Consider the following 4,282-nt stretch of genomic DNA (forward strand, 5'->3'; position numbering starts at 1 on the left):
CGAACTCAGAAGTGAAACGCCGTAGCGCCGATGGTAGTGTGGGGTCTCCCCATGTGAGAGTAGGGAACCGCCAGGTTTTATATTTAAAGAAAGCCACTCATCTGAGTGGCTTTTTTGCATTTGCAGTCCGCCAAAATACAAATTCCCGCAGTGCTGGGATCCGCGTCTGCGGACTGATAAACTAGGCAGCATATTTGTCAGATGAGTTTTTCATTATGTCCCTCAAACCTGCTGATTCACTCCGCCAGTTACACACATTTGGTATCGAAGCCGGTGCCCGGCATATTGATGTCGCAGAGACCATTTCTGATCTCTGCCGCTTATGGCTGGCTGCACAAACGGAAAAATCCCCCTTCCTGCTGTTAGGCGGTGGCAGTAATGTGCTGTTTACTGAGGATTTCAATGGCTCCGTCGTCATTAACCGGATCCCCGGTAAAACGGTCCGGGAAACACCGGATGCCTGGTTTATCGAAGTTGGTGCTGGTGAAAACTGGCATGAATTAATCCGCTGGATGCTGGCGAACAGTATTTACGGCATGGAAAACCTGGCGCTGATCCCGGGCTGTGCCGGTACCGCACCGATTCAGAACATCGGGGCATACGGTACAGAATTTAAAGACGTATGTGACTATGTGGATGTTACCTCTCTGTCAGACGGGCTGACAACACGCCTGACTGCAGAGGAATGTCGCTTTGGCTACCGTGACAGTATTTTCAAACATGATTATCAGCAGGGATATGCCATCACAGCGGTGGGGCTGAAACTGCCGAAAGTATGGAAACCGAATCTGAGCTACGGTGATTTGAAATCGCTGGATCCTGCGACGGTCACACCTCAGCAGGTATTTGACATGGTCTGTCAGATGCGGATGAGCAAATTGCCGGATCCGGCTGTAACCGGTAATGCAGGCAGCTTTTTTAAAAATCCGGTAGTGACTGCTGAGTGTGCACAGAAAATCAAAGCACAATATCCGGACTGCCCGCAGTATGTGGTGGCGGACGGAATCAAACTGGCTGCCGGCTGGCTTATCGACCAGTGCCAGCTGAAAGGCCATCAGGAAGGCGGTGCAGCGGTGCATATGAATCAGGCGCTGGTATTAATCAACCGTGATAATGCGACAGGTGATGATGTTATCCGTCTCGCCCGTTATGTCCGTCAGCAGGTTGCTGCCCGTTTCGGGGTTCAGCTGGAGCCGGAAGTCCGATTTATCGGTACAGATGGTGAAATCAGTGCCACAGAGGCTATTGCATGAAAGATTACAGTGTACCGCTGACGCTGATTGGTATTTTATCCGACGGTGAATTTCATTCCGGTGAACAGCTCGGCGATCAGCTGGGGATGACCCGTGCCGCAGTTAATAAGCACATTCGTACCTTACGTGAGATGGGTATAGAGATGGAAACCGTCACCGGTAAAGGCTATCGCCTCTTTGCACCGATGAATCTGTTACAGCCGGATGTGATCCGCACGCTGCTGCCCGGACGAAATGTTGAAGTGTTGCCGGTCATCGGCTCCACCAATCAGCATATGATGGATAAAGTGGGGGAACTGACATCCGGTGACGCCTGTGTGGCGGAATACCAGTATGCCGGACGTGGTCGCCGCGGGCGGCAGTGGATCTCTCCGTTTGGCCGCAATCTGTATCTTTCTCTGTACTGGCGTCTTGAGCAGGGACCCGCTGCGGCTATCGGGCTGAGTCTGGTCGTCGGTATTGTGCTTGCCGAGACACTGCATGAGCTGGGTGCGACAGGTGTAAAAGTAAAATGGCCGAATGACTTATATCTGGATGACAAAAAACTGGCCGGGATCCTGGTCGAACTTCAGGGAAAAACCGGGGATGCCGCGCATGTGGTTATCGGGATCGGGATTAACCTGACCATGGAAAGTAACGGCACGGATCAGATTGGCCAGCAGTGGATCAACCTGCAGCAATCCGGTATTCAGATCGACCGTAATACATTATCTGCAGAGTTTATTAAACATCTGACAGATGCGCTGCACCTGTTTGAAAAAAGCGGACTGACCCCGTTTATTGAACGCTGGTATGCGTTCGATAATTACCTTAATCGTGAAGTAAAACTGATTATTGGTGAGCGAGAGGTCTTTGGCGTTTCCAGAGGGATTAACGGGCAGGGTGCGTTATTATTAGATCAGTTTGGTGAAATTACCCCCTATATCGGCGGAGAAATATCACTTCGCGGTGTGAATTCAAAAAATAAACCGGCCTGAGCCGGTTTATTTTTTAACAGAAAAACTGATTATTTCCGCAGTTTCACATTTGTTACCATATGATTGGTGCCTTTGGTCATCACCAGGCTGGCCCGCTCTCTGGTCGGCAGAATATTTTCATGCAGATTCAGGCCGTTAATCTCATCCCAGATTGTTGAGGCAATACTGACGGCCTCACTTTCCTCAAGCTGCGCATAGTGATGGAAATAGGAATTCGGATCACTGAATGCGCCCTGACGGAATTTCAGGAACCGCCCGATATACCAGCTCTTCAGTAATTCTTCCGGTGCATCCACATAAATAGAGAAATCCACAAAATCGGACACGAACACATGATGCATGGCTTCCGGATAATCCATCCCGCTCTGCAGCACATTCAGGCCTTCCAGGATCACGATATCCGGCTGCTCAACCACTAACTGTTTATCCGGAATAATGTCATAGGTCAGATGCGAATAAACCGGCGCCAGAACCCGCGGGGTACCGGATTTCACTTCAGAAACGAAACGCACCAGATTATGCATATCATAGGATTCAGGAAATCCTTTCTTCTTCATTATACCGCGTTCATTCAGCACAGAATTAGGATGAAGAAAACCATCAGTGGTTATCAAATCCACTTTGCGATGTTCCGGCCAGCGGCTCAGGAGCGCCTGCAATAACCGGGCGGTGGTACTTTTTCCGACTGACACACTGCCGGCAATACCAATCACATAAGGGACTTTCGCTTCATTTCTGCCGAGGAACTGCTCCAGTACGGCCTGACGGCGCAGGTTTGAGCTGATATAGAAGTTCAGCAGACGGGACAGCGGCAGATAAATCGCGATAACTTCATCAATCGAGATTTCATCGTGGATACCGCGCAGATCGTCAATTTCCTGCTCAGACAACGTCATCGGAACGGAGTTACGCAGGGTCGCCCACTGACTGCGGCTGAAATGGAGATAAGGAGAGAGCGATTTTTCTTTATACATAAACCAACAGCTGCCTTTATTACGCAGGTTGGACAGGTCATTAATACCCGTACCGGCTGAAAATAAATCGCATCATAGCGAGAGATGAGAGTCAGGCGTAGCAATTTTTTTGAAAAAATGCATTTTTTTTGATGTCGCGGACATAAATTACATTGCACATGACATAAACAAGGAGTTAAAAATACGCGGATAATTGATTTTTACGGTAGTCCATCTGTGTGATTACTGAGAGTTTAAGTGATAAGTATCGCTGCTAATTTGTACATTACCTATTGAAAAAAACAGCAAAATACGGAAGAATGTCCACTTTGTGAGCAAAAGAACAATTTCAGCGATTTTTTTGTTGCATCCTGCGCAAAGTCTCCATAGAATGCGCAGCACTTGATGCCGGCATAGCTCAGTTGGTAGAGCAACTGACTTGTAATCAGTAGGTCCCGAGTTCGACTCTTGGTGCCGGCACCATTTAACAATTTGGAAAGGTGGGATACCCAAGCGGCCAAAGGGAGCAGACTGTAAATCTGCCGTCACAGACTTCGAAGGTTCGAATCCTTCTCCCACCACCATCTAATGTGAATTATTATCCTGAGTGTTTTACTCAAGACTCCTTCGATGTAAAATACTCCGGATTCAGTTACAGCAGATTAAAGTCAGGTAGCCGAGTTCACGCGGGCATCGTATAATGGCTATTACCTCAGCCTTCCAAGCTGATGATGCGGGTTCGATTCCCGCTGCCCGCTCCAAGATGTGCTGATATAGCTCAGTTGGTAGAGCGCACCCTTGGTAAGGGTGAGGTCGGCAGTTCGAATCTGCCTATCAGCACCACTTCCGTTGTTCTCCATTCCTTGATTTTTTTCCCTGTAAATATCCAGACAAGCAATACTGCTTGGTTGATGTGGTGAAACCACCGATTCCGTGTCTTAGAGGGACAACTAATGTCTAAAGAAAAGTTTGAACGTACGAAACCGCACGTTAACGTTGGTACTATCGGCCACGTTGACCATGGTAAAACTACCCTGACTGCTGCAATCACTACCGTTCTGGCAAAAACCTACGGCGGTAACGCTCGTGCATTCGACCA

At 48.6% G+C, this 4,282-nt stretch carries 4 protein-coding genes, 4 tRNA genes and 1 rRNA gene; 8 read left to right on the forward strand and 1 reads right to left on the reverse strand.

Annotated elements, in window-relative coordinates; translation table 11 throughout:
- The 3 genes from rrf to birA form a co-directional block, all read left to right on the forward strand.
- A 5S ribosomal RNA gene (rrf, locus tag AB7038_RS18195) occupies positions 1-76 on the forward strand; the annotation flags it as partial.
- Positions 77-215: 139 nt separating this feature from the next.
- Positions 216-1,253 carry a UDP-N-acetylmuramate dehydrogenase gene (gene murB, locus AB7038_RS18020; protein WP_369453745.1) on the forward strand — a complete coding sequence of 346 codons (1,038 nt, stop codon included), beginning with the start codon at positions 216-218 and terminating at the stop codon, positions 1,251-1,253.
- On the forward strand, positions 1,250-2,230 hold the full coding sequence (gene birA, locus AB7038_RS18025; RefSeq protein ID WP_072872524.1) for a bifunctional biotin--[acetyl-CoA-carboxylase] ligase/biotin operon repressor BirA: 981 nt from the start codon (positions 1,250-1,252) through the stop codon (positions 2,228-2,230). The genes murB and birA overlap by 4 nt, the downstream gene beginning before the upstream one ends.
- A 29-nt stretch (positions 2,231-2,259) precedes the next feature.
- Here the strand turns inward: birA and coaA are convergent, their stop codons facing one another.
- Complete coding sequence (coaA, locus tag AB7038_RS18030) at positions 2,260-3,204, reverse strand: type I pantothenate kinase (RefSeq protein WP_004238689.1); 945 nt, start codon at positions 3,202-3,204, stop codon at positions 2,260-2,262.
- Positions 3,205-3,590: 386 nt separating this feature from the next.
- Between coaA and AB7038_RS18035 the strand changes: the two genes are divergently transcribed.
- From AB7038_RS18035 to AB7038_RS18055, 5 genes are all read left to right on the forward strand, one after another.
- Positions 3,591-3,666 (forward strand) — tRNA-Thr (locus AB7038_RS18035).
- A gap of 16 nt (positions 3,667-3,682) precedes the next feature.
- Positions 3,683-3,767, forward strand: a tRNA-Tyr gene (locus tag AB7038_RS18040).
- 102 nt (positions 3,768-3,869) lie between these two features.
- Positions 3,870-3,944 (forward strand) — tRNA-Gly (locus AB7038_RS18045).
- A gap of 6 nt (positions 3,945-3,950) precedes the next feature.
- Positions 3,951-4,026 (forward strand) — tRNA-Thr (locus tag AB7038_RS18050).
- A gap of 110 nt (positions 4,027-4,136) precedes the next feature.
- A partial coding sequence (locus tag AB7038_RS18055; protein WP_233948184.1) for a GTP-binding protein occupies positions 4,137-4,282 on the forward strand: 146 nt, incomplete at its 3' end.

This window comes from Morganella morganii, from assembly GCF_041099235.1.
Taxonomy (GTDB): Bacteria; Pseudomonadota; Gammaproteobacteria; order Enterobacterales; family Enterobacteriaceae; genus Morganella; species Morganella morganii_E.